This window comes from Rhodoferax ferrireducens, from assembly GCF_031458075.1.
GTDB classification, from domain to species: Bacteria; Pseudomonadota; Gammaproteobacteria; order Burkholderiales; family Burkholderiaceae_C; genus Rhodoferax_B; species Rhodoferax_B ferrireducens_A.
The window spans coordinates 1,558,058-1,580,939 of sequence record NZ_JAVDXT010000001.1 but is presented as its reverse complement, the minus strand read 5'-3'; the positions used below and the strand labels follow the sequence as shown (position 1 = coordinate 1,580,939).

Annotated in this window: 23 protein-coding genes; 4 read left to right on the top strand and 19 right to left on the bottom strand. The window is 62.8% G+C overall.

Annotated elements, in window-relative coordinates:
* Nucleotides 1-22: 22 nt before the first annotated feature.
* Nucleotides 23-976, bottom strand: coding sequence for a LysR family transcriptional regulator (locus J2X19_RS07380; RefSeq protein ID WP_310372006.1), 954 nt, complete (start codon nt 974-976; stop codon nt 23-25).
* A gap of 86 nt (nt 977-1,062) precedes the next feature.
* Between J2X19_RS07380 and J2X19_RS07375 the strand changes: the two genes are divergently transcribed.
* Nucleotides 1,063-1,932: a DMT family transporter gene (locus J2X19_RS07375; RefSeq protein ID WP_310372004.1), complete on the top strand. Its 870-nt coding sequence runs from the start codon at nt 1,063-1,065 to the stop codon at nt 1,930-1,932.
* A 226-nt stretch (nt 1,933-2,158) separates the two neighbouring features.
* Here J2X19_RS07375 and J2X19_RS07370 read toward each other — a convergent pair whose 3' ends face one another.
* Nucleotides 2,159-4,501 (bottom strand): YgiQ family radical SAM protein, encoded by a 2,343-nt coding sequence (locus J2X19_RS07370; protein ID WP_310372002.1) that lies wholly within the window; start codon nt 4,499-4,501, stop codon nt 2,159-2,161.
* A 94-nt stretch (nt 4,502-4,595) separates the two neighbouring features.
* Entirely contained in the window at nt 4,596-5,756 is a 1,161-nt protein-coding gene (locus J2X19_RS07365) for an acyl-CoA dehydrogenase family protein (protein ID WP_310372000.1), read from the bottom strand.
* Nucleotides 5,757-5,929: 173 nt separating this feature from the next.
* On the opposite strand from J2X19_RS07365, the gene J2X19_RS07360 reads away from it, so the two are divergent.
* Together J2X19_RS07360 and J2X19_RS07355 are read left to right on the top strand one after the other, a co-directional pair.
* The gene (locus tag J2X19_RS07360; RefSeq protein ID WP_310371998.1) at nt 5,930-6,532 is read left to right on the top strand and encodes a chromate transporter; all 603 of its coding nucleotides are present in this window, start codon (nt 5,930-5,932) and stop codon (nt 6,530-6,532) included.
* Nucleotides 6,529-7,113 carry a chromate transporter gene (locus tag J2X19_RS07355; protein ID WP_310371996.1) on the top strand — a complete coding sequence of 195 codons (585 nt, stop codon included), beginning with the start codon at nt 6,529-6,531 and terminating at the stop codon, nt 7,111-7,113. Before J2X19_RS07360 ends, J2X19_RS07355 begins: the two co-directional genes overlap by 4 nt.
* A gap of 150 nt (nt 7,114-7,263) precedes the next feature.
* Here the strand turns inward: J2X19_RS07355 and rlmB are convergent, their stop codons facing one another.
* Together rlmB and J2X19_RS07345 are read right to left on the bottom strand one after the other, a co-directional pair.
* Nucleotides 7,264-7,998, bottom strand: coding sequence for a 23S rRNA (guanosine(2251)-2'-O)-methyltransferase RlmB (rlmB, locus tag J2X19_RS07350; RefSeq protein ID WP_092761342.1), 735 nt, complete (start codon nt 7,996-7,998; stop codon nt 7,264-7,266).
* Nucleotides 7,999-8,098: 100 nt separating this feature from the next.
* On the bottom strand, nt 8,099-8,785 hold the full coding sequence (locus tag J2X19_RS07345; protein WP_310371993.1) for an ABC transporter ATP-binding protein: 687 nt from the start codon (nt 8,783-8,785) through the stop codon (nt 8,099-8,101).
* 15 nt (nt 8,786-8,800) lie between these two features.
* Here J2X19_RS07345 and J2X19_RS07340 point away from each other — a divergent pair, with 15 nt between their 5' ends.
* Complete coding sequence (locus J2X19_RS07340; RefSeq protein WP_310371991.1) at nt 8,801-9,433, top strand: arylesterase; 633 nt, start codon at nt 8,801-8,803, stop codon at nt 9,431-9,433.
* Between the two features lie 34 nt (nt 9,434-9,467).
* On the opposite strand, the gene J2X19_RS07335 is transcribed toward J2X19_RS07340, so the two are convergent.
* The 14 genes from J2X19_RS07335 to hisS all read right to left on the bottom strand — a co-directional run bounded on the left by J2X19_RS07335 (nt 9,468) and on the right by hisS (nt 22,881).
* Nucleotides 9,468-9,638: a hypothetical protein gene (locus J2X19_RS07335; RefSeq protein ID WP_165830886.1), complete on the bottom strand. Its 171-nt coding sequence runs from the start codon at nt 9,636-9,638 to the stop codon at nt 9,468-9,470.
* Between the two features lie 68 nt (nt 9,639-9,706).
* The gene (locus J2X19_RS07330) at nt 9,707-10,918 is read right to left on the bottom strand and encodes a PLP-dependent transferase (RefSeq protein ID WP_310371989.1); all 1,212 of its coding nucleotides are present in this window, start codon (nt 10,916-10,918) and stop codon (nt 9,707-9,709) included.
* Between the two features lie 23 nt (nt 10,919-10,941).
* On the bottom strand, nt 10,942-11,466 hold the full coding sequence (locus tag J2X19_RS07325) for a phosphoribosyltransferase (RefSeq protein ID WP_116608136.1): 525 nt from the start codon (nt 11,464-11,466) through the stop codon (nt 10,942-10,944).
* Nucleotides 11,467-11,544: 78 nt separating this feature from the next.
* On the bottom strand, nt 11,545-12,888 hold the full coding sequence (locus J2X19_RS07320) for an adenylosuccinate synthase (protein WP_116608137.1): 1,344 nt from the start codon (nt 12,886-12,888) through the stop codon (nt 11,545-11,547).
* Between the two features lie 13 nt (nt 12,889-12,901).
* Nucleotides 12,902-14,050, bottom strand: coding sequence for an ATP phosphoribosyltransferase regulatory subunit (locus J2X19_RS07315; RefSeq protein ID WP_310371985.1), 1,149 nt, complete (start codon nt 14,048-14,050; stop codon nt 12,902-12,904).
* A 172-nt stretch (nt 14,051-14,222) separates the two neighbouring features.
* Entirely contained in the window at nt 14,223-14,411 is a 189-nt protein-coding gene (locus J2X19_RS07310) for a DUF2065 domain-containing protein (protein ID WP_310371983.1), read from the bottom strand.
* A 2-nt stretch (nt 14,412-14,413) separates the two neighbouring features.
* A complete protein-coding gene (hflC, locus tag J2X19_RS07305) occupies nt 14,414-15,325 on the bottom strand; it encodes a protease modulator HflC (RefSeq protein ID WP_310371981.1) in 912 nt (303 codons plus the stop codon).
* 9 nt (nt 15,326-15,334) lie between these two features.
* Complete coding sequence (hflK, locus tag J2X19_RS07300; RefSeq protein WP_310371979.1) at nt 15,335-16,714, bottom strand: FtsH protease activity modulator HflK; 1,380 nt, start codon at nt 16,712-16,714, stop codon at nt 15,335-15,337.
* Between the two features lie 41 nt (nt 16,715-16,755).
* Entirely contained in the window at nt 16,756-17,904 is a 1,149-nt protein-coding gene (gene hflX / locus J2X19_RS07295) for a GTPase HflX (protein WP_310371977.1), read from the bottom strand.
* A gap of 108 nt (nt 17,905-18,012) precedes the next feature.
* A complete protein-coding gene (gene hfq, locus J2X19_RS07290; RefSeq protein ID WP_092761067.1) occupies nt 18,013-18,267 on the bottom strand; it encodes an RNA chaperone Hfq in 255 nt (84 codons plus the stop codon).
* A gap of 105 nt (nt 18,268-18,372) precedes the next feature.
* Nucleotides 18,373-19,713: a ribosome biogenesis GTPase Der gene (der, locus tag J2X19_RS07285; protein ID WP_116608143.1), complete on the bottom strand. Its 1,341-nt coding sequence runs from the start codon at nt 19,711-19,713 to the stop codon at nt 18,373-18,375.
* A gap of 30 nt (nt 19,714-19,743) precedes the next feature.
* Complete coding sequence (bamB, locus tag J2X19_RS07280) at nt 19,744-20,880, bottom strand: outer membrane protein assembly factor BamB (protein ID WP_310371972.1); 1,137 nt, start codon at nt 20,878-20,880, stop codon at nt 19,744-19,746.
* Nucleotides 20,880-21,578 (bottom strand): YfgM family protein, encoded by a 699-nt coding sequence (locus tag J2X19_RS07275; RefSeq protein WP_116608145.1) that lies wholly within the window; start codon nt 21,576-21,578, stop codon nt 20,880-20,882. The genes bamB and J2X19_RS07275 overlap by 1 nt, the downstream gene beginning before the upstream one ends.
* Before the next feature lie 13 nt (nt 21,579-21,591).
* Nucleotides 21,592-22,881 carry a histidine--tRNA ligase gene (gene hisS, locus J2X19_RS07270; RefSeq protein ID WP_310371967.1) on the bottom strand — a complete coding sequence of 430 codons (1,290 nt, stop codon included), beginning with the start codon at nt 22,879-22,881 and terminating at the stop codon, nt 21,592-21,594.
* Between the last annotated feature and the right edge of the window lies 1 nt (nt 22,882).

Below are 22,882 nucleotides of genomic sequence, written 5' to 3'. Positions count from 1 at the left end.
CGGCTTTGATGGGTGAAACGCCCTAGTCCAGCTCGGCTTGGATTGCGGCGGTGATGTCGTCTACAAACAAGCGCGTTTTGGCGGGTACCAATCGCCCTGGCGGCATCACTGCGTAAATCCCTCCTCCGCCCGATCCTTGCCACTCGGTCAGTATCTGAACCAGCGAGCCTTCTCGCACGGCAACATTGGCCAGCCAGTCCGGCGTGAGGACGATGCCTGCACCTGCAATCGCGGCCTGCAACAGTGACTCTGAGTTGTCGGCCGACAGTGAACTGGCAGGCCTGACGGTTCGCTGCTGCCCGTCACGCTTCAGTACCCAATCCGGCCAACTGGCATAGTGGATGAAACCCAGGCAAGCATGCTGCTCCAGATCGCCCGGATCCTGGGGGTCACCGTGCGCGGCAAGGTAGGACGGTGCGGCGTACAGCAAGGTGCGAAACGAAGCAATGTGGCGTGCGATAAGTGAGCTGTCGCGCAGCACACCGACACGGATCGCCACGTCGAATCCTTCTGCGACGACATCGACATAGCGATCTGAAAAGCGAGCGTCAATCCGAATCTTGGGGTGCTCTTGAAGAAAGGCGGGGAAACGCGGCGCAATCAGTCGCCGTCCGAAGGTGACCGGCAGCGAGATGCGCAGCAACCCCTGTGGGCTCGACGCGAAGTTGCTCGCCTCCTGGCTCGCGCTTTCCAGCTCGTCAAGCAGCGCGCGAACCCGCCGGTAGTACAGCGTCCCGACCTCTGTCAGTGCGATTTTGCGGGTGGTGCGCGACAAGAGGCGAACCCCCAGTCGTTCCTCCAGTTGCCCCATCCGGCGCGAAACAATCGTGGCGTCACGGCTAATGACTTTTGCCGCTCCTGTGAAGCTGTGCGCTTCTACCACTGCGACGAAAGTGGAGAGCTCATCGAGGCTCATCCCTGGCAGCGATTCCTGCATTTTTTGCATGACATTAATTCTCCGATGGCCGATTGTCATTTGTGAGTGCAGTGATAGTCTAAGACGGTCATGCCCATGCCGAGAAAGGGGCAACTTCCAAGCACGCAAACCACCCACTTCACCACATGTCACTCGAACGAATCGCTCCCGGCCTATTTGCCTTCCTCTGGTCTACAGGCTGGATCGCCGCGAAATTCGGCGCGGGAGTCGCTGGCCCCATGGTGTTCTTGAGCCTGCGGTTCGGCACTGCTGCCGTGCTGATGCTCTTGCTTTGCCGGCTTCAGCGCGTCCCCTTCCCACGCGATCTTCGGCTGATGGCTGTGTCAATGCTCTCTGGCGTGTTGCTGCATGGACTCTATTTGGGAGCGGTATGGTGGGCTATTGCCCAAGGCGTTCCTGCCGGGCTTTCAGGCGTGATTGCAGCCCTGCAGCCTTTGCTCACGGCCATTCTTGCCGTGCATCTGATCGGAGAGCGGCTCAGTCGCCGCCAGAAGACTGGATTGCTTATAGGATTCGCAGGGGTAGCGGTAGCCATTGCCCCCCGCGTTCTTGCGGCAAGCGCTACAAGCATCGCTGCATGGGCCATCCTCATCAATGTCCTGGGAATGATCTCCGTCAGCTACGGGACCATCTACCAAAAGAAAAAGCTCGGTGGCCACGACCTGCGTGTCGTCGTGACTTACCAATACCTGGGTGCATTGTTCGTCACCTTGCCACTCTCATTTCTGTTGGACACCTGGACGATCGACTTTGGCTGGGTGTTCTGGTCCGTCCTGGCGTGGTCGGTCTTGGCCAGTTCCATCGTCGGCATTCTTCTGCTCCTCTATCTGTTGCGCCAAGGGCAGGCATCCCGCGCGGCTGCGCTGGTGTACCTGGTCCCCGCGTTGACCGCACTGCAGGCGTTGATCGCCTTTGGCGAAGTTCCCAGCGTGCCCATGGTGATCGGGGCTGGAATCACGATTTTTGGTGTTTACCTGACCAATCGAGCTGTCTGAACGGCCTTGTCCTGCCTGACCAGGCTGCAGACCTTGGTGCACTCCCACTGCCTATCACTGAGGGCGTATCTCTTGCTCACGGCCTTCACGTGGCGCCAGGGCCGTCACTTTCAACTGCAGGGGGATTGATGGATGACACGCCCTAGGCGCTAGCCTCAGTGCTATTGAAACCATAGCTACTGGCGCAGGATCTACCTGTGCCAGAGCCCTGTTTTGCTTAAATGCCCTAGCGCACCTTGCGCGAAGGCTTGTTGACTGGCGACTTGGCCGAACCGTTGTCGCGCGGCGGCAGGCCGGTGTGCTGGGTCAGCAAACGGCCCTTGGTCACAGGTGACGACTTGGTGGTTACGGTGGTCGAGTTCTTCTTGCGCGCGCTCTCGTAGCCGCCATCGGTCATCGGCTGGTAGGTCGGGATCAGATGGTGCTTGCCGTTGCCGATCAGGTCGGCCCGGCCCATGGTCTTCAGCGCGTCGCGCAGCAGCGGCCAGTTGTTGGCATCGTGGTAGCGCAAGAAGGCCTTGTGCAGCCGGCGGCGCCGGTCGCCGCGCACGATGTCGACGGTTTCGCTGTCGCGGGTGATCTTGCGCAGCGGGTTCTTGCCGCTGTGGTACATCGTGGTGGCGGTAGCCATGGGCGACGGGTAGAAGGTCTGCACCTGGTCGGCGCGGAAGCCGTTTTTCTTCAGCCACAGCGCCAGGTTCATCATGTCTTCGTCGCTGGTGCCGGGGTGGGCGGCGATGAAGTACGGAATCAGATACTGCTTCTTGCCGGCCTCGGCGCTGAACTTCTCGAACAGGGTCTTGAACTTGTCGTAGCTGCCAATGCCGGGCTTCATCATCTTGGTCAGCGGGCCCTGCTCGGTGTGCTCGGGCGCGATCTTCAGGTAGCCGCCGACGTGGTGGGTCACCAGCTCTTTCACGTACTCGGGGCTCTGCACCGCTAGGTCGTAGCGCAGGCCGGAGCCGATCAAAATCTTCTTGATGCCTTTGAGCGCGCGGGCGCGGCGGTAGATCTTGATCAGCGGATCGTGATTCGTGCCCAGGTTCGAGCAGATGCCCGGGTACACGCAGCTGGGCTTGCGGCAGGCAGCCTCGATCTCGGGGCTCTTGCAGCCGAGGCGGTACATGTTGGCGGTGGGGCCACCCAGGTCGGAGATGGTGCCGGTAAAGCCCTTCACCTTGTCGCGGATGTCTTCGACTTCCTTGATGATTGATTCTTCAGATCGGCTCTGGATGATGCGGCCTTCGTGCTCGGTGATCGAGCAAAAGGTGCAGCCGCCGAAGCAGCCGCGCATGATGTTCACGCTGAAGCGGATCATTTCCCAGGCAGGGATCTTGGTGGCGCCGTCATGGCTGCCGTTCTCGTCGGCATAGGCCGGGTGCGGGCTGCGGGCGTACGGCAGGTCGAAAACCGTATCCATCTCGGCGGTGGTCAGCGGGATGGGGGGCGGGTTGATCCACACGTCGCGAGCTGTCACGCCTTCGCCATGGGCCTGCACCAGCGCACGGGCGTTGCCGGGGTTGGTTTCCAGATGCAGCACGCGGTTCGCGTGGGCGTAGAGCACCGGGTCGGATTTCACCTGCTCGAAGGACGGCAGGCGGATGACAGAACGATCCCGTGGTGGCACCTTTATCTTGGCGAGTTCACGGGCTTGGGAGCGGGCCAGGGCATCGCCCAGCGATGGGCTCATTTTGACGACGGCTTCGGCTGGCACGCCCTGCGGATTGGCATCGTCCTTGGAGCAGGTTGCGCCCTGCTCTGCCGCCTGCTCGGAGGTGGTCTGGTAGGGGTTGATGTGCGACTCGACGCGGCCCGGCGCATCGACCGAGGTGGAATTGATCTCGACCCAGTCGCGCCCCGTCGGATCGTCGCTGCGGCGGATAAAGGCCGTGCCGCGCACATCGGTGATGCTCTGCACGGGTTCCTTGGCGGCCAGGCGATGCGCCACTTCGACAATCGCGCGCTCGGCATTGCCGTACAACAACAGGTCGCACTTGGCATCGACCACCACGCTGCGGCGCACCTTGTCGGACCAGTAGTCGTAATGCGCGATGCGGCGCAGCGATCCTTCGATGCCACCCAAGACGATGGGCACGTCCTTGTAGGCCTCGCGGCAGCGCTGGCTGTAGACGATGGCCGCGCGGTCGGGACGCTTGCCGCCGACGTCGCCGGGGGTGTAGGCGTCGTCACTGCGGATCTTGCGGTCGGCGGTGTAGCGGTTGATCATCGAATCCATATTGCCCGACGTGACGCCGAAGAACAGGTTCGGTTTGCCCAGGGCCTTGAACGGGTCGGCGCTCTGCCAGTCGGGCTGGGCGATGATGCCGACGCGAAAGCCCTGCATCTCCAGCATGCGGCCGATCACCGACATGCCGAAGCTGGGGTGGTCCACATAGGCGTCGCCGGTAACGATGATCACGTCGCAGCTGTCCCAGCCCAGTTTGTCCATCTCGGCGCGGCTCATGGGCAGGAATTTGGACGTGCCAAAACGGGCCGCCCAGTACTTGCGGTAGCTGGTCAGCGGCTTGGCGGCGCGCGCGAAAAAGGAAACGTCAACCGGGGCGTTCATTCAGGAGCTTTGTGGGGATTAACCCGCGATTTTAATGGCTGGCGCAGATTTGCGCAGTTTTTGGTGGCAACGCCCTGTGCTCAGAGCCGGCTATCTAGCCGCCCAGCCCCATGGAGCGCGTGATCACTTCCTTCATGATTTCATTCGTGCCGCCGTAGATGCGCTGCACCCGGGCATCGGCATAGGCGCGGGTGATCGGGTATTCCCACATAAAGCCATAGCCGCCAAACAGCTGCACGCATTCGTCCATCACCTTGCATTGCAGGTCGGTGGTCCAGTACTTGGCCATGCTGGCGGTGGCGGTGTCCAGCCGGTCTTGCAGCAGCAGCTCGGTGCAGCGGTCGATGAACACCTGGGCGATCTGCACCTGGGTCTGCAGCTCGGCCAGGGTGAAGCGGGTGTTCTGGAAGCTGGCCACGGGCTGGCCGAACACCTTGCGCTCCTTCACATAGGCCACGGTCCAGTCGATGGCCGCCTGGGCCGCGGCCACGGCGGTGATGGCGATCTGCAGCCGCTCCCAGGGCAGTTGCTCCATCAGGCAGACAAAGCCCTTGTTCTCGTGCGAACGGCCGCCCAGCAGTTGATCGGCCGGCAAATGCACATTGTCGAAAAACAGCTCGGCCGTGTCCTGTGCCTTCATACCCAGCTTCTTGAGCCGCTTGCCCACCGTAAAGCCGGGCATGCCGCGCTCGACCAGGAACAGGCTGGTGCCCTTGGCGCCGGCGGTGGGGTTGGTCTTGGCCACGACCACCACCAGGTCGGCATGCCAGCCGTTGGTGATGAAGGTCTTGCTGCCGTTCAGCCGGTAGCTGCCGTCGGCCTGCTGGATCGCAGTGGTCTGTATGCCCTGCAGGTCGGAGCCGGCGGCCGGCTCGCTCATGGCAATCGCGCCCACCATGGCGCCACTGGCCATCTGCGGCAGGTATTTCTGTTTTTGCGGTTCGGTGGCGTAGTGCAGCAGATACGGAGCAACGATCTCGCTGTGCAGGCTGTAGCCTATGCCGGTCACGCCGACCCGCGCCAGCTCTTCGATCTGCACCACCGAGTACAGCTTGTCGGCCCCGGCGCCACCAAATTCTTCGGGCATGGACGGACACAAGAAACCGTTGGCGCCCGCCGCATTCCACACCGCCCGGTCCACATAGCCCTGATCTTCCCAGGCCGCATGGAAGGGGACGATTTCCTTGGCTACAAATCGGCGAAAGCTGTCGCGGAAGGCTTCGTGTTCGGGGTTGAAAAGAGTGCGTTCAATCATGGCGAATAGCGAATGGCTCCCAGAATGGTTTCCGATAGGTGGTCGGCACACAGCCGCTAGGCTGGCGCTGCAATGTACTGCAGCACCCGGCGCGCCAGGCACACCATTTCCCTCAAATAGGGGATGAATCCGCGGGCCGGCAGGGCCCCCAAAGCGCTGGCGATAATGCACCCATGCCGTCCAATACCGCCACCTCCGCCCCCCCGGCACCGCCCGCCCCGCTGCGCGCCCAGCCCAAGTCACCTACCGATCTGTTCGTGTCCTTTACCCTGCTGGCCCTGCAGGGTTTTGGCGGCGTGCTGGCCGTGGTGCAGCGCGAACTGGTGGACAAAAAGCGCTGGATGACGAGCGAAGAATTCGTCGAAGACTGGGCCGTCGCCCAGATCATGCCGGGCCCGAACGTGGTCAATCTGTCGGTGATGATCGGCGACCGCTACTTCGGCCTGCGCGGCGCGCTGGCGGCGCTGGCCGGCATGCTGACCTTTCCGCTGCTGGGCGTGCTGGCGCTGGCGCTGGTCTACGCCCAGTTTGCCGATAACCCGGCCGTCGCCGGCGCGCTGCGCGGCATGGGTGCGGTGGCCGCCGGCCTGATCGCCGCCACCGGCCTGCGCCTGATGCGCGCGGTGCGCCACCATGTGCTGGGGATTGCGCTATGCGTGCTGCTGGGCGCGCTGTGCTTTGCGGCCATCGCCCTGCTGCACTGGCCGCTGTTCTACATCCTGCTCGTCCTGGGCGGCGCGGCCTGCGTGCTGACCTACCGGAAGCTGCCCGTATGAGTGGCCTGCACAGCATCGTGATGGGCGCGTCCGAATGGTTCCAGCTGTTCTGGCATTTCATCTCGCTGTCACTGCTGGCCGTGGGCGGCGCCATCACGGCCGTACCCGACATGCACCGCTACCTGGTCGACCAGCAGCACTGGCTGAGCGAGGAGCAGTTCAATGCCTCCATCGCCATCGCCCAGGCCGCGCCCGGGCCGAATGTGCTGTTCATCGCCCTGATGGGCTGGAACGTGGGGCTGAACGCCGGCGGCTACAGCCTGGCCTTGCTGGGCATGGCCTGCACCATGTTCGGCATCCTGCTGCCCAGTACCGTGCTGACCTGGCTGTCGGTGCGCTGGGGCCACCGCAACCGCGAAATGCGCGCGGTGCGGGCCTTCAAACAAGGCATGGCGCCCATCGTGATCGCGCTGATGCTGGCCACCGGCTGGTTGCTGTCCAGCGCCCAGCACGGGCCGCACGGCGACTGGCCGCTGTGGCTGCTGACCGGGGTCAGCGCGCTGGTGGTCTGGCGCACCAAGCTGCACCTGCTGTGGCTGCTGGGCTTTGGTGCATTACTGGGTGCGCTGGGCTGGGTGTGATAGGGCTAACCCGAGGCTGACAGGCGAGTTGTCAACTGCTGAAATAACAGGCAATGCAAGGTTTACCCTTATAAATCAAGGGTTTACCCTCGGAATACAGCGCTAATTCAGAGTTATCCCCAAAGTTATCCAGTGCGGACGGGGAGAACTTTACAGCCGCTGGCGCAGGGCTTCGTACAGGCAGACGCCGCTGGCCACCGACACGTTCAGGCTTTCCACCGCACCGGCCATCGGGATGCCAACCAGTTCGTCGCAGGTCTTGCGCGTCAGCTGGCGCATGCCGTCGCCTTCGTTGCCCAGCACCAGGGCCACCGGGCCCTTCAGATCCACCTGGTACAGGGTTTTGGGCGCGTTGTCGCTAGTACCAATGCACCAGATGCTGCGCTCCTTGAGCTCGCCCAGGGTGCGCGCCAGATTGGTGACCATGAAGTACGGCACGGTCTCGGCGGCGCCGCTAGCCACCTTGGCCACGGTGGCATTGATACCGGCAGCATGGTCCTTGGGGGCGATCACCGCATGTGCGCCAGCGCCGTCGGCCACGCGCAGGCAGGCGCCCAGGTTGTGCGGATCGGTCACGCCGTCCAGCACCAGCAGCAGCGCAGGCGTGGTCAGGCTGTCGAGCAGGTCGTCGAGCGAATGCACTTGCGGAATATGCTCCACCCGCGCCGCCACGCCCTGGTGGCCGTGGCTGCCGCAGAGCTTGGCCAGGCGCATGCTGTCGCCTTCGATCAGGCGGGCACCGGCTTCATTGGCCTTTTCCAGGAACTGGCGCATGCGCGCGTCGCGCCGGGTCGGCTCGTAATAGATTTCGATGATGGATTGCGGCGCGGTTTTCAGGCGCACGCCCACGGCATGGAAGCCGAAGAGAACTTTAGGGGAAGACATGGGGAGATTATCGACGCTGGCGGACCGGCCCCACGCCACTACAGTATTGATAGCTGCTGGTGCAGGTAGTGTCAGCGCTAGAGCCCTATTTTCTATAAATTCAAGCGTGGGCGATCTGGCCGGCCTCGATGGTGATACGGCGCTCGCACTGGGCGGCGATACCGCGGTCGTGGGTCACCAGCACCAGGGTCGTGCCCTGCTCGCGGTTCAGTTCGAACATCAGCTCCATCACCTTCTCGCCGGTGGCGAAGTCCAGGCTGCCGGTAGGTTCGTCGGCCAGCAACACCGCCGGCTGAACCACAAAGGCCCGCGCCAGGGCCACGCGCTGCTGTTCGCCGCCGCTGAGCAGCTTGGGGTAATGGCCGAGCCGCTGGCCCAGGCCGACGCGGGCCAGCATCTCGGTGGCGGCCTTGCGTGCGTCCTTGCGGTCGGCCAGCTCCAGCGGCAGCATGACGTTTTCCAAGGCCGTCAGATTGCCCATCAGCTGGAAGCTCTGGAACACAAAACCCAGCTTTTGCGCGCGTACGGCGGCGCGCTGGTCTTCGCTGATGGCAAAAATATCCTGCCCGACCAAGCGAACTGTTCCGTGCGTAGGCGTATCCAAACCCGCAATGATGGACAGCAGCGTACTTTTGCCGGAACCCGAGGCACCGACGATGGCCACAGTCTCCCTGGCCGCCAATGAGAAATCGATATCACGCAAAATGGTGAGAGTTCCGGTGGAGTCGGTGACCGATTTGGAGACGTGCTCCACAGAAATGACCGCACCGTTGGACAGAGTTGGCATGAAAGGCTTTGAGTTTTGAAACGTAGACACTTTATCGCGGCTGCGGCCCTGGCCCTGACCGTGGGGTCATCCGGGACGCAAGCCGCCGCCCCGGCCAGCATTCTGGTGGTCGGCGACAGCCTGAGCGCCGAGTATGGACTGGCCCGCGGCACCGGCTGGGTCGCCCTGCTGGAAAAACGCCTGGCGGCAGAGAAGATCAGCGCCACGGTGCACAACGCCAGCATCAGCGGCGACACCACCTCGGGCGGCCGGGCCCGGCTGGCGCCGCTGCTGAGCAGCGTCAAGCCCAGCCTGGTGGTGATCGAACTCGGCGGCAACGACGCCTTGCGCGGCCTGCCCTTGCAGTCCACCGAGGACAACCTGCGCCAGATGACCGAAGCCGCGCAAAAAGCCGGCGCCAAGGTGCTGCTGGTCGGCATGCAGGTGCCGCCGAATTACGGACGCGAGTACGCCGAGCGATTCAGCGGCCTGTTTGCCAAGGTTGCCAAGGGGGAGAAAGCGGCGTTGGTGCCGTTCTTGCTGAAAGGCGTGGCGGATGCGCCGGACCCGGTGCAGCTGTTCCAGCCGGACCGCATCCACCCCAAGGCGGAAGCGCATCCCACGCTGCTGAACAACGTGTGGCCGGAGCTGAAAAAGCTATTGAAGTAAGCCAAGGCCGGGCATGGTCGCCCGGCCGTAAACATCAGGATTCGGTAGGGGCCGCTGGAGGTTGGCCGTCTGCCGGATTACCGCCATCGTCTTGCGCCGGATCATCATGCTTGCGCTCGCTTTTGGCTTTGAGCTTGTCTTCCTTCTTCTTTTTCTTGGCCAGCTCTTTTTGGCGTTTTTCGTATCCGTAATTTGGTGTTGCCAAGGTCGTCTTCTTTCAAATGGTGAGCTGAGGACTTACCCAGCGCCCGGGTAAGTCATGGAGCTGTCACTTTAACAGCTTGGCGCGAGTTGCAGCAGTGCCTGCGCCAAGTCGGCCTGCAGGTCGGCCACGGCTTCCAGGCCGACCGCAAACCGCACCAGCGTGCCCTGCGCCAGATGCGCGGGCCAGGGCTTGCGCATGCGGGCCAGGTCATAGGGCACGACCAGGCTCATCGGGCCGCCCCAGCTATAGCCCAGCTTGAACAGCTGCAAGGCATCGCAGAACGCATCTACCTGCGCCGTGGTGTAGCGCGCATCCAGCACCACGCTGAACAGGCCGGCTGCCGCATCCGCAGGGCCACACAGCGCCTGCCAGTGCGCATGGCCGGGCGCATCGGACAGCGACGGGTGCAAGACCTGGGCGAACTCGGGGCGCTGGATGCACCAGCGGGCCAAGCTGCGGGTGGCCGCATCGTGGGCGCGGTAGCGCAGCGCCATGCTGGGCAACGAGCGCAGCACCAGCTCTGCCTCGTTGCCTGCCACGCCCAGGCCCAGGTGCATATGGGTGCGCTGAATCTTGCGGTGCAGCGCCGGGTCGCGGGTGATGGCACTGCCCATCAGCACGTCGCCGCCGCCGCTCGGGTATTTGGTCAGCGCATGGACCGAGATGTCCACGCCCAGGGCCGGGCTGGTACCGGGCAGCAGGTCAAACGGGTTGAAGGCCAGGCCTGCACCCCAGGTGTTGTCCAGCGCGCAGGCCACGCCACGCGCCTGGCAGATGCGTACCAGGGCCGGCAGATCGGGAAACTCCAGCGTCACCGAACCGGCAGCCTCGACCCAGACCAGGCGGGTGCGCTCGGTGATCTTGGCGGCCAGGTCGGCCGGGTCCATAGGGTTGTAGACCTGGGTGTGGATGCCCCAGCGCGCCAGCTCGCCGTCGGCCAGTGCCTGGTTCGGCCCATAGACGTTGTCGGGCAGCAGCATGCTGTCGCCTGTGCCCAGCAAGGCCAGGGCCACGTTGGCAATCGCTGCCAGCCCGCTGGGCAGCAGCACGCAGTAGCGGCCGCCTTCCAGCGTGCACAGGCGCTCTTCCAGGGTGTAGGTGGTGGGCGTGCCGTGCAGCCCGTAGGTATAGGCCGACTTGTCTTTCCATTCGCGCGTGCGCATAGCAGCGACGTTCGGAAACACCACCGTGGAGGCTTTGAACACCCCCGGCTGCGGCGCCGCAAACTCGTTAGGCGGCTGGTACGGGTGGTGGATCAGCTGGGTCGTGGTGCTGGACATTGCGGAAACGGTTCAGCCGCGGCTTACAGTTTCCACTTTTCCATCAGCTGCGCCGGGCGCATGGCGTCGTAGCCTTCGAAAGGCTGGTGGATCCAGGGGTTGGTGGGTAAAAATTCGACCGAGTAGTCGGGGGTGAAGATCGACACGGCCTTGGTCCAGATCACGGCACTGCGCAGCTCGGTGATGGGCGCGTAGTTGCTCTTCAGCTGCTCGATCACGGCGCGCAAGGTGTGGCCGGTGTCGGCCAGGTCATCGACCAGCAAGACCTTGCCAGCGATTTCACCCTTGGGCGTGGTGATGAAACGGGCGATGTCCAGCACGCCTTGCTTGGTCCCGGCTTCGGCGCGGTACGAGCTGGTCGACATGATGGCCAGGGGTTTGTCGAAAATGCGCGACAGCACGTCACCAGGGCGCAGGCCGCCACGGGCCAGGCACAGAATCGTGTCGAACTCCCAGCCCGACTGGTGCACCTTCAAAGCCAGTTTTTCGATCAGGCTGTGGTACTCGTCATAACTGACGTACAGGTGTTTGCCGTCTTCCGTCAACATGGGGTTTACTCCTGAAATAATAGCTACTCGCATAGGCACTGGTTGCGGTAAGTGCCTATTCTTTATATAAAACTTGGCTTACGCGGCCTGGTAGGGATGGCGCATCATGATGGTGTGGTCGCGGTCCGGGCTGGTGGACACCATGGCGATCGGCACACCGGTGACTTGCTCAATACGGTTCAGGTAGCGGCGCGCATTCTCAGGCAGCTTGTTGATGTCGGTCACCCCCACGGTCGAATCGGACCAGCCATCGATGGCTTCATACACCGGCACGCAGCGGGCGATATCGTCGGCACCCATGGGCAGGATGTCGACCAGCTCGCCATCCAGCATGTAGCCGGTGCACAGTTGCAGCACGTCGATGCCGTCCAGCACGTCGAGCTTGGTGATGCACAGGCCGCTCAGACCGTTGACCTGGGCGCTGCGCTTCAGCAAAGCCGCATCGAACCAGCCGCAACGGCGGCTGCGGCCAGTGGTCACGCCTTTTTCGGCACCCACGGTGCTCATGTGGTAGCCGGGGGTACCGGGCTTTTCCCAGTCGAGTTCGGTGGGGAACGGGCCGCCGCCGACGCGGGTGCAATAGGCCTTGGTGATGCCCAGGATGTAGTGCAGCATGCCCGGGCCAACGCCGGCACCGGCTGCGGCGTTGCCGGCCACGCAGTTGCTGGAGGTGACATACGGGTAGGTGCCGTGGTCCACGTCGAGCAAGGTACCTTGGGCGCCTTCGAACAGCAGATTGGCGCCAGCGGCATGGGCGTCGTTGAGTTCGCGCGAGACGTCGGCCATCATGGGCTTGAGCAGCTCGGCGTGGCGCATGGATTCGGCGTAGACCGTATCGAAATCGATAGCCGGCGCATGCAGGAACTGGGTCAGCACGAAGTTATGCAGCTCCAGCAGCTCGCGCAGCTTGGTGGCGAAACGCTCGGGATACTTCAAGTCCTGCACGCGCAGCGCGCGACGGGCGATCTTGTCTTCGTAGGCCGGGCCGATGCCGCGGCCGGTGGTACCGATCTTCTCGGTGCCACCCTTTTCGCGCAGGGCTTCACGGGCGATGTCGATGGCCGCATGGAACGGCAGGATCAAGGGGCAGGCTTCGCTGATGCGCAGGCGCGAACGCACTTCCACGCCGGCTTTTTCCAGGCCTTCGATTTCTTCAAACAGCTTGGCCGCCGACAGCACCACACCATTACCGATGTAGCACTTGACGCCGGCGCGCATGATACCGCTGGGGATCAGGTGCAGGGCCGTCTTGACGCCGTTGATGACCAGCGTGTGGCCGGCATTGTGGCCGCCTTGGAAGCGCACCACGCCCTGGGCGCTCTCGGTGAGCCAGTCGACCAGCTTGCCTTTGCCTTCATCGCCCCACTGCGTGCCAACGACGACGACATTGCGACCAGGAACCAAATTTGTTTGGGTGTTCATCTCAGGAATTTTCTTAAATAACTTGCACGACCCACTGCCCGCCAACGGGCTGGAGCACGCGGTCGCAATGGAACTCATCAACTTCACTCTCGTGGCCTGGCAATACGCAGACCACGGTTTCACCTTGCGCCCGCAGGGTCGCAATAGCCGCACGCAGATCGGCCGCATGGCCCCAGGGTGCACGGATGGCCGCACGCAGCGGGCGTGGTCCCACTGCGGCAACGACTTGTTTCAGGTCCAGGCTGAAGCCTACGGCCGGGCGGTTGCGGCCGAATACCGCCCCTACCTCGTCGTAGCGCCCGCCGCGCAGCAAGGCATCGCCGGCGCCTTGCGCATAGATCGCAAAGCGCGCACCGCTGTAGTAAGCGTAGCCGCGCAGATCTGCCAGGTCGAAACTGACCGGAGTGTCACCCAGTTGGGCCGCCAGCCATTGCAAGTCGCGCAATGCGGCCTGGATGGCGGGCAAGGCCGGCAGCACGCGCTCGGCTTCTTGCAATATCTTGGCGTCGCCATACAACCGCACCAGCGCCAGCAGGCCATCGCGTGAAACCGCGGGCAGGTCTGCGCAGAGCGCGGCCAGTTCGGTCGCATCCTTGTTCGCCAGCGCGGCATGGATACGGCCCAGATCGCCGGGCTTCAAAGCCACATCCGCCAGCAGCGCATGGGCAATGCGGGCATCGCTCATGTCGACCGCCAGGCCTTGCACCTGGGCAGCGCGCAGGCAGTCCAGCGACAGCTGCAGGATTTCCAGATCGGCTTCCAGCCCCGCATGGCCGTAGATTTCAGCGCCCAGCTGCAGCGGCTCGCGGGTAGCGTGCGGCCGGTCTGGCCGGGTATGCACCACCGGGCCGCAATAGCACAGGCGTGTCACACCCTGGCGGTTCAGCAAATGGGCATCGATGCGGGCGACCTGGGGCGTGGTGTCGGCCCGCAAGCCCATCATGCGGCCAGAGAGCTGATCGACCAGCTTGAAGGTTTGCAAATCCAGGGCTTCACCGGTGCCGGTGAGCAGGGATTCCAGATGCTCCAGCAACGGCGGCATGACCAGTTCATAGCCATAGCCACGGGCAGCGTCAAGCAATTCGCGACGCAGTTCTTCGATGTGCCGAGCCTCGGAAGGCAGAACATCGGCAATGTGATCCGGCAGGACCCAAGCAGACATGGAGTTTTGGGAGGCTGTTAAAAAAGAGATTTTACCGGGCTCGCAAGCCGAGTTCTAAACGCTACCCGGTTCTTCCCGGAAATACCGCGGACCCGGCTCGCCCGGGCCGCTGGTATTGCCCCCTGCAAGGAGGTAAGCGCTGCTACGCTGTGGGCAAGTCTGGGTGCTGGTGTTAATCCACCATCCAGAGCAGCAACAGCCCTGCAATGATGCTGCACAGGCCGAAGAAGCGCAGCTGTCCATCCTGCAGCGCCAGCATCTGCTGGAACATGCGCCGCCAACGGGTTGGTGATAGAAAAGGCAATAGCCCCTCTACCACCAGCACCAGAGCCAGCGCGGCCCAGAGGCTATAGCCGTCCAAGATTACTTCTTGGCAGAAGGCGCAGCGGTGCTGCCACCAGCGCCACTACCGCGCATGGCTTTGAAGAAGTCCGAGGATGGATCCAGCACCATCACATCGCTCTTCTTGTTGAAGCTGAGCTTATAAGCGTCCAGACTGCGGTAGAACTGGGCGAACTGCGGGTCCTTGCCAAACGAGTCGGCATACAGGCGCGAAGCCTCGGCATCACCCTCACCCTTAATCTTCTGTGCATCGCGGTAGGCGTTGGCAATCGTCACTTCGCGTTGCTTGTCGGCATCGGCGCGGATCTTTTCACCCTCGGCCGCACCGGTAGAGCGCAGCTCGTTGGCCACGCGCTTGCGCTCAGCTTCCATGCGGCGGTATACCGACTCGGTGATCGCTTCCACGTAGTCGACGCGGGTGATCCGCACATCGACCACGTCCACGCCCCAGGGCTTGGCGCCGCGCACGGCTTCCAGCACTTCGCGCTTCACGTCGGCCATCAAGGCTTCTCGCTTGAGCGACAGCAACTCTTTCACCGTGCGTTTGTTGACCTCTTCCTGGAACGCGTTGCGCACCACCCGGTTCAGCTGGTTGGCACCGGCGTTTTCATCCAAACCGACGTTGCGGATGTATTCCGACGGGGCCGTGATGCGCCAGCGTACATACCAGTCGATCACCACACGCTGTTTCTCGGCAGTAAGCATGGGCTCGGCATCGGTGCTGTCCAGCGTCAACAAGCGCTTGTCGAGGTAGCTGACATTCTGGAACGGTGGCGGCAGCTTGAAGCTCAGACCCGGCTCGGTGATCACTTCCTTGATCTGACCCAGCGCATAGACCACGCCGAACTGGCGCTGGTCCACCACAAACAACATGGAGCTCAGCAGCGCAAGCACTACCAGCAAGGACGACGCAATAAAACCAACTCTGTTCAAAGTATTCTCCTAGCGTACATCGCGGTCGCGTGAGCGCGAGTTATCACGCGTGCGGGCATCATTGGACAAGGCCGCGGGTGCCACCGGCACCGCGGGATTGGCGGCAGGCGCTTCGGCCGCCACACCATTGCTGGCGGCCTGGCCCGACATCTGCATGATTTTGTCCAGCGGCAGGTAGAGCAAATTGGAGCCCTGGCGCGAATCCACCAAGACCTTGGTGACATTGCCATAGACCTGCTGCATGGTGTCCAGATACATGCGGTCGCGTGTCACCTGAGGTGCTTTCTGGTACTCGGTCAGGACCGAGCGGAAACGCTGCGCATCACCGTCGGCCTGGGCCACGATGCGAGCTTTGTAGGCTTCAGATTCTTCTTTGAGGCGTGATGCCGAACCTACGGCACGCGGCACTACATCATTGGCGTAAGCCTGGGCATCGTTCTTGGCACGCTCGCGCTCCTGGCCGGCTTTCAGCACATCGTCAAACGCGGCCTGGACTTGCTCGGGCGGGCGCACACCGCTTTGCTGCATATTGATGCCCACTACTTCGATACCCACGTTGTAGCGGTCCAGAATGGTTTGCATCAGGGTGCGCACACGCGGACCGATCTGGTCGCGCTCGTCGGCCAGGGCCGAATCCATCTTCATCTTGCCAACCACTTCGCGCACCGCGGTTTCCGCAGCCTGCACCACGGCGCCGGTCGGGTCCTTGCTTTCAAACAGGAAGGCACGCGCATCGCTCAGACGGTATTGCACGGCAAACTTGATTTCCACAATGTTTTCGTCTTCGGTCAGCATGGCCGACTCACGCAAGCCGGTGGCCTTGATGACGGCATCGCGCCCCACATCCACAGAGCGGATTTGCGTCACAAACACCAGTTCATGGCGTTGGATTGGGTACGGCAGGCGCCAGTTGAAACCTGCACCTACAGTAGATTTGTATTTGCCAAACTGGGTGATCACGGCCTGCTGGCCTTCTTGCACGATGAAGAAGCCGGTACCCAGCCAGATCAGCGCCACCACGGCGGCAATCAAGCCCATACCAATGCCGGCGCTCTTCATGTCGGGCTGAAACCCGCCACCCGAACCACCGCCGTTGGAGCCGCCATTGCCACGCTGTCCGGGCTTGTTGTTGCCGAACAGGCCGCTCAGTTTGCGGTTGAAGTCACGCCACAACTCGTCCAGATCCGGCGGACCTTGGTTCGGCCCTTGGCCGCGGTTGGGCGTGTTCTTGGAGGGTTCATTGGAGCGATCGCCCTCTGGCTTCTGCGCACCGTCGGATTCCGACTTGTTGTCGTCACCACGGCCCCAGCGGGGATCGTTCAAATTGAACATACCCCGGATACGACCCGGCAATGCGGCCAGATTAAAGGCCCGTAAATTGAGATTCATTCGCTCAAGTCTCTTGGTTGTCATGCATGTATTGTGCCCAATCAGGCACCAGCTTCATTCCATTCCGGTAATTGCATAAGGGCATTCTCGTTCGGCATTTTGGCCAATGCCAGCTCGGCCAGCTTCTGCCGCAATGCAGGCAATCCCTCTCCGGTTTGGGCACTCAGGAAAATACGCGGTACGGGCTGGCCATCCACCTCGAACATGTCCTGCAGTTGCAGCGGCCAACGCGCTTTATCAAGAGCATCCAGCTTATTAAATACCAGCAGCTGGGGCACCTCGGCTGCGCCAATCTCGCGCAACACCGTCGCCACCTCGGCCATTTGTTCGGGGAAATTCGGGTTCGAGGCATCCACCACATGCAGCAACAAATCGGCATCTGCCGCTTCTTGCAAGGTGGCGCGGAACGCATCGACCAGGCCATGCGGCAGGTCGCGGATGAAACCCACGGTATCCGACAAGGACACCGAGCGCCCAGCATCGCCCAGGTACAGCTGGCGGGTGGTGGTGTCCAGGGTGGCGAACAGCTGGTCGGCGGTGTAGGCACGCGCCTTCACCATGGCATTGAACAGCGTGGACTTGCCGGCGTTGGTATAGCCGACCAGCGAGATGGTGAAGGCATCGCGGCGTGAACGCTGGCGCCGCTGGGTGCTGCGCTGCTTCACCACCTTTTGCAGCCGCTCCTTGGTGCGCTTGATGGACTCGCCCAGCATGCGGCGATCGAGCTCGATCTGCTTCTCACCGGGGCCGCCACGCATACCGATACCGCCGCTTTGCCGCTCCAAATGCGACCAGCGCCGGACCAGCCGGGTACTCAGATACTGCAAGCGCGCAAGTTCGACCTGCAACTTACCTTCGTGGCTGCGCGCGCGCTGGGCAAAGATGGTCAAAATCAGCATGGTCCGGTCATTGACCGGCAGCTCGCAATGGCGTTCCAGATTGCGCTGCTGCGCTGGGCTCAGGCTTTGGTCAAACAGGATTTCCGTAGCGCCATGCATTTGGGCCAGCAGCTTGATTTCATCGGCCTTGCCGCTGCCGACAAACAGTGCGGCATCAGGCGCCTGGCGCTTGCAGGTGATGCGTGCCACCACCCGCATGCCTGCGGTATCGGCCAGCAAGCCTAGCTCTTCGAGCTCTTTGTCAAAATGGGGAGTGCCGAGATCTACGCCAACCAAAACGGCCAGCGGCATGTCAGGAGTATCGGAAGAACTCAAATCAAAAACAGGTAAGGGGAAAATGCACTAATGGGCCGAACACCGTTGCGAGTGTTCGGCCCACCAGAGGAGAAGCGTACCGGTTCAAGCTGCCGCGTCTACCGCCGCCGCATCGTCGGCAGCCGAGAAATTGACTGCGCGGCCGGGAACGATGGTGGAGATCGCGTGCTTGTAGACCATTTGGGTCACCGTATTGCGCAACAGCACAACATATTGGTCAAAAGACTCAATCTGGCCCTGGAGCTTGATGCCGTTGACGAGGTAAATCGACACAGGCACATGCTCACGGCGCAAGGTATTGAGAAACGGGTCTTGAAGAAGCTGCCCTTTATTGCTCACGATATTCTCCGTGTTGTGAAGATGTTAAAGAAGGTTGGACCTTACCACAGCGTTTCACACAATCAGGGTTTAGCCGGGGGATGTCCCCACCAAATATGTTGAGACTCAATCGTCTTTGTCGGCGTAAGGGTTGGCCGCCGACTTCATCTGGATGCGCAAAGGCGTGCCCGTCAGGTTGAAAGCCTTGCGGAAACGCCCTTCCAAAAAGCGCTTGTAGGCCTCGGTCACATGCTCCAGCGAGTTGCCGTGGATGATGATGACCGGCGGGTTCATGCCGCCTTGGTGGGCATAACGCAGCTTGGGGCGGAACATGCCGGCGCGTTGCGGGCTCTGGAAAGCCGTGGCTTCCAGCAGCAAACGCGTGAGCACCGGGGTGGACATCTTGCACATCGCCGCCTGGTGGGCTTGTAGGATCGACGCCCACAGCGGCCCCAGACCTTGGCGCTTGATGGCCGAGATGTAGTGCATGGAGGCAAACTTGAGGAAGGCTAGGCGCGTTTCGATCGAGCGCATCACCAGCTGGCGCTGGTAGGCGTCCACCGCATCCCATTTGTTGATCGCCAGCACCACCGAGCGGCCGCTTTCCAGGATGTAACCCGCAATATGCGCATCCTGGTCGGTCACGCCCTGGGTTGCGTCGATCAGCAGCAGCACCACGTGGCAGGTTTCAATCGCCTGCAGCGTCTTGACCACCGAGAACTTCTCGATGGCTTCAAAAACCTTGCCCTTGCGGCGCAGGCCGGCGGTGTCGATCAGCTCGAACTTGTGGCCATTGCGCTCGAACGGCACGCTGATAGCGTCGCGGGTAGTGCCCGGCATATCGAACGCGACCAGGCGCTCTTCGCCCAGCCAGGTGTTGATCAGGGTAGATTTACCCACATTCGGGCGCCCGGCCACGGCCAGCTTGGTCACGCCAATGTCGACGCCCTCTTCTTCGTCTTCGGGCGCGGCCAGATTCAGTGGCGCCAGCGCCAGATCCACCAGGTCACGGATGCCCTGGCCGTGTGCCGCCGAAATCGGGTACACCTCACCCAGGCCCAGTTCGTAGAAATCCACCAGCTGGTGGCCTTCTTTCATGCCCTCGGCCTTGTTGGCTGTCAGGATGCAAGGCTTGCCCAGACGGCGCAGGTATTTGGCGATGTCGTGGTCCTGGGCCGACAGGCCGCCCCGGGCATCGACCACAAAAATCACCACATCGGCCTCGGCCACGGCCTGGCGGGTCTGCTTGGCCATTTCCTTGTAGATGCCGCTTTCGGCATCGGGCTCGAAACCGCCGGTATCGATGACGATGTATTCGTGCTTGCCCTGGCGGCCATTGCCGTAGTGGCGGTCACGGGTGAGCCCGGCAAAATCCGCCACGATCGCATCGCGCGACTTGGTGAGACGGTTGAACAGGGTGGATTTGCCCACATTGGGGCGACCGACTAAGGCCAAAACTGGTTTCATAGGATGGCGCAGATCGGCTGACGCATAGAGTTATTCAGGCTGGAAGCCATAGATGCCACCGTTCTGGGTCACGACGACCACGGTGTCACCCGCCAGCACGGGAGCGGTCACGATGGCGGAGCCATCGGTGGCCATACGGGTCAGCGGGCTCCCGTCTTCGCGGGACAGGAAATGTACCAGACCCGTGCCATCGCCCACCGCAACCGAGCGGCCCACAGCCAAGGGCGCCGACAGGCTGCGGTAGCGCAGGCGCTCGGAAACCCAGGCCTGCTCGCCATTTTCACGGCGCCAGGCGATGACCTTGCCATCGCTTTCGGTGCCGAACACCATTTGTTCATTGCCATGCACGCCTTCGGACGCCTGCGCAGGCTTGGTCCACAACAGGCGGCCACGCGCCGCATCCACACAGCCCACGGCCGACAGGAAGGCCCGCGCGCACACGACATCGCCAACCCGGCTGACGCGGCCGACCAGATCCACCAGGCGCTCGACGTCATTGGTGCCGCGCGGCGCGGCAATCGGGGCTTCCCAGCGGGTGCTGCCATTCGTCGGATTCATGCCGACCAGGCGGCCCGACACGCCGGACACCAAGGTATCGCCCACCGCCAACAAGACGCTGGACTGGCCCAGCACCAGGGCTTCGCCGGAACGCTGCTGGTTCCACAGCTTGCGTCCGGTCTGCCCGTCAAAGGCGCTGACCGAACGGTCTGCCGCCAGTACAAATACCCGGCCGCCGGCCACCAGCGGTGCGGTATAGGCTTGCGCACCCAGGCGCTGGCGCCACAGCACTTTGCCGGATTCCAGCGCGATGACTTCGTTGTCGCGGGTCACTACGGCCGTGACCTTGCCATCGCTGCCCACGCCGGCCGACAAAGACGCGCCGACGGCGGTGCGCCACAGCTCGCGGCCGGTGCGGGCATCCAGCGCCAGCACGGTGCCGTTGCCGGTGGCCAGTGCCACCGTACCGCCATTGACGTTCACCTCCAGCGGAAAGCCGACCTCGCCCAGTTTGGCCACCCAGGCCTGGCGCACCCCCAGCAGGGCCACGTTGGCCGGCAGATCCGCAGGCTTGGGCTTGTCCGGAGTGCTGGAGCAGGCGGCCAAAGCCGCTACCAAAAGAATAGCTGCTGTCGCACGCAAGGTATGCGCTAGAGGCGTTTTTTGCATTATTTTTTGACTTCTACAGTAACGGGGCTGGCGACAGTAACCACGGGGGCCGCAGGACGCGGATCGACACCCAGGCTGTTGAGCTTGACTTCCACGATGCGCTGGTAGTCGTCTTGCGCGTCCAGGCCTTTGTAGGCAATCTGGTACTGGGCGATGGCATCGGCCTTCTTGTCTTGCAGCGCGTAGACGTCACCCTTGCGGTCGGCCACCAACGGCTCAAACTCCTTGCCGAAGCTGCCGGACAGCAGCTTCAGGGCTTCGTCATACGACTTGGCTTCCAGCAGCACGCCGGCCAGACGCAGACGCGCCACGGCCTGGTAGCCTTCGTCGGAAGACTGGTCGGCCACCCAGGTCAGCGCGGCCTTGGCGGCATCGGCATTGCCTTTTTCAAACAGGGTTTTGGCCGCCAGCAGACCGGCTTGCTGGGCAAAGGTGGTGCGGCCGTACTTGTCCTTCATGTCGGAGAAAGCGCGTTCCACCTTGGCCACATCGCCGGCCTTGCTGGCGCGGTCCACCTCGTCATACAGGGCGGCGGCTTGCGCGGCCTGGCTGCGCTGCCAGTACTGGTAGCCGTTCCAGCCGGCAAAACCGGCCAGTACCACGATCAGAATCCAGGTTATCAGGTTGCCGAAACGGTTCCAGAATGCTTTGAGCTCGTCAAGCTGTTCTTGTTCTTCAAGGTCGAGGTGGTTTGCCATAAGGTTCTAAGAGTCAAGCATTCGATTGTAGGGTCGGTGCCCAGGTGGCCACATCGGCCAGGGACTGGGTGGTTTGCACTCCGCTGCCGTCGCGCAGGGATTTGACCGTTACCAGGTTTTGCGCCAGCTCGTCGGCGCCAAAGATCAATGCAAACCGGGCGCCGCTGCCGTCGGCCTTCTTCAGCTGCGACTTCATGCTGCCCATGCCCTCGCCGGCTCCGGCGTGCATTTGCACCTGCACACCGGCACGGCGCAGGGTCTGCAAGGTTTGCATGGCCACCGGCAAGGCCGCGGCATCGGGCACGACCGCGTAGGCGTCGGCCACCAGCGCGGGCAGCTCGGCGCCCTGCTCCTTGATCAGCTCCAGCACGCGCTCGATGCCCATGCCCCAGCCGACTGCCGGGGTTGGCTTGCCGCCCAGCAGCTCGAACAAACCGTCGTAGCGGCCACCGCCGCACAAGGTGCCCTGGGCGCCCAGCTCGTCCGTGATGAACTCGAACACCGTGTGGCTGTAGTAGTCCAGACCGCGCACCAGGCGCGGGTTCACGGTCCACTGCACACCGCAGCCGGTCAGCAGGGTCTGCACCGTGTCCAGATGCTTGAGCGAGGCCTCGCCCAGGTAGCTGAGCAGCTGTGGTGCGTCCTGCACCATGGCCTGCATCGCCGGGTTCTTGGTGTCCAGAATGCGCAGCGGATTGGTCAGCAGACGGCGCTGGGCATCGGTGTCCAGCAAGTCGCGGTGCTGCTCGAAATAGGCGATCAGCGCGGCGCGGTGGGCTTGGCGCTCGGCCGGCACGCCCAGGCTGTTCAGCTCGACGCGCACATTGCGCAGGCCCAGGTTGGCAAACAACTCGCTGGCCAGCAGCATGATCTCGGCGTCAACCTCCGGGCCGGAAAAGCCCAGGGCCTCCACGCCCAGCTGGTAGAACTGGCGGTAGCGGCCGCGCTGGGGCCGCTCGTGGCGGAACATCGGCCCCATGTAGTACAGGCGCTTGCCGCCGTCATAGGTCAGGTTGTGCTGGATCGCCGCGCGCACTACGCCGGGGGTGTTTTCGGGGCGCAGGGTCAGCTGCTCGCCGTTCAGCCGGTCTTCAAAGGAGTACATCTCCTTCTCGACGATGTCTGTAGTTTCACCCGTGCCGCGCACAAACAAGGCGGTGGGCTCGACGATGGGCGTGCGGATCATGCGGTAGGCCGAGCGCGCCATCAGCGTGCGGACCTTGTCTTCCAGCCATTCCCAGCGCGCAGAGTCGGGCGGCAGTATGTCGTTCATGCCTTTGACGGCAGTGAGTTTGTCAGCCATA

Excerpts from the sequence above, each read along its gene's own strand:
- J2X19_RS07380 (WP_310372006.1), bottom strand. The coding sequence starts at position 976 with ATGACAATCGGCCATCGGAGAATTAATGTCATGCAAAAAATGCAGGAA.
- J2X19_RS07375 (WP_310372004.1), top strand. The coding sequence starts at position 1,063 with ATGTCACTCGAACGAATCGCTCCCGGCCTATTTGCCTTCCTCTGGTCT.
- J2X19_RS07370 (WP_310372002.1), bottom strand. The coding sequence starts at position 4,501 with ATGAACGCCCCGGTTGACGTTTCCTTTTTCGCGCGCGCCGCCAAGCCG.
- J2X19_RS07365 (WP_310372000.1), bottom strand. The coding sequence starts at position 5,756 with ATGATTGAACGCACTCTTTTCAACCCCGAACACGAAGCCTTCCGCGAC.
- J2X19_RS07360 (WP_310371998.1), top strand. The coding sequence starts at position 5,930 with ATGCCGTCCAATACCGCCACCTCCGCCCCCCCGGCACCGCCCGCCCCG.
- J2X19_RS07355 (WP_310371996.1), top strand. The coding sequence starts at position 6,529 with ATGAGTGGCCTGCACAGCATCGTGATGGGCGCGTCCGAATGGTTCCAG.
- rlmB (WP_092761342.1), bottom strand. The coding sequence starts at position 7,998 with ATGTCTTCCCCTAAAGTTCTCTTCGGCTTCCATGCCGTGGGCGTGCGC.
- J2X19_RS07345 (WP_310371993.1), bottom strand. The coding sequence starts at position 8,785 with ATGCCAACTCTGTCCAACGGTGCGGTCATTTCTGTGGAGCACGTCTCC.
- J2X19_RS07330 (WP_310371989.1), bottom strand. The coding sequence starts at position 10,918 with ATGTCCAGCACCACGACCCAGCTGATCCACCACCCGTACCAGCCGCCT.
- J2X19_RS07325 (WP_116608136.1), bottom strand. The coding sequence starts at position 11,466 with ATGTTGACGGAAGACGGCAAACACCTGTACGTCAGTTATGACGAGTAC.
- J2X19_RS07320 (WP_116608137.1), bottom strand. The coding sequence starts at position 12,888 with ATGAACACCCAAACAAATTTGGTTCCTGGTCGCAATGTCGTCGTCGTT.
- J2X19_RS07315 (WP_310371985.1), bottom strand. The coding sequence starts at position 14,050 with ATGTCTGCTTGGGTCCTGCCGGATCACATTGCCGATGTTCTGCCTTCC.
- hflK (WP_310371979.1), bottom strand. The coding sequence starts at position 16,714 with ATGAATCTCAATTTACGGGCCTTTAATCTGGCCGCATTGCCGGGTCGT.
- hflX (WP_310371977.1), bottom strand. The coding sequence starts at position 17,904 with ATGCCGCTGGCCGTTTTGGTTGGCGTAGATCTCGGCACTCCCCATTTT.
- der (WP_116608143.1), bottom strand. The coding sequence starts at position 19,713 with ATGAAACCAGTTTTGGCCTTAGTCGGTCGCCCCAATGTGGGCAAATCC.
- bamB (WP_310371972.1), bottom strand. The coding sequence starts at position 20,880 with ATGCAAAAAACGCCTCTAGCGCATACCTTGCGTGCGACAGCAGCTATT.
- J2X19_RS07275 (WP_116608145.1), bottom strand. The coding sequence starts at position 21,578 with ATGGCAAACCACCTCGACCTTGAAGAACAAGAACAGCTTGACGAGCTC.
- hisS (WP_310371967.1), bottom strand. The coding sequence starts at position 22,881 with ATGGCTGACAAACTCACTGCCGTCAAAGGCATGAACGACATACTGCCG.